Genomic DNA, 520 nt, shown 5'->3' with positions numbered 1-520 from the left:
GCCCGGACGCCGGGGCGGGCCGGGCGGCCGGGCCGCGGGCCGCCGCGGCCGGGCGCGTCAGCCGGGGGACGCGGCCGCCGTCGCCTTCAGGGCCAGCCACAGCTCCATGCGCACGTCCGGGTCGTCCAGGGAGCGGCCCAGTATCTCCTCCACCCGGCGCATCCGGTAGCGCAGCGTGTGCCGGTGGACGCCGAGGTCGGCGGCTGCCGCGTCCCACTGCCCGTGGTGGGCCAGCCAGGCGCGCAGGGATGCCACCAGGTCGCCGCGGCCCCGCGCGTCGTGCTCGCGCAGCGCCCGCAGCATGCCGTCGGCGAAGGCCCGTACGGCGTCGTCGGCGAGCAGCGGCAGCACCGAGCCCGCGGCGACCTGCTCGTGTTCGACCAGCGCCCGGCCGCGCCGCCGGGCGACGGACAGCGCCTGCCGCGCCTGGCGGTAGGCGCCGGGGGCCGCGCTGGGGCCGGCCGGGCCGGACATGCCGATGGCGAGGCCGTCGGCCCCGGCGCCCGGCTCGCGCGGGCGG

1 protein-coding gene is annotated in these 520 nt (G+C 81.7%); it reads right to left on the bottom strand.

The genetic code is table 11. The features are described 5' to 3' along the window. Positions 1-57: 57 nt before the first annotated feature. The coding region (locus RKE29_RS30365) for a helix-turn-helix domain-containing protein (protein ID WP_312008910.1) at positions 58-520 on the bottom strand (463 nt) is incomplete at its 5' end.

This window comes from Streptomyces sp. B1866 (assembly GCF_031932565.1).
Classification (GTDB): Bacteria; Actinomycetota; Actinomycetes; order Streptomycetales; family Streptomycetaceae; genus Streptomyces.
This window is presented reverse-complemented; position numbering and strand designations above follow the sequence as displayed.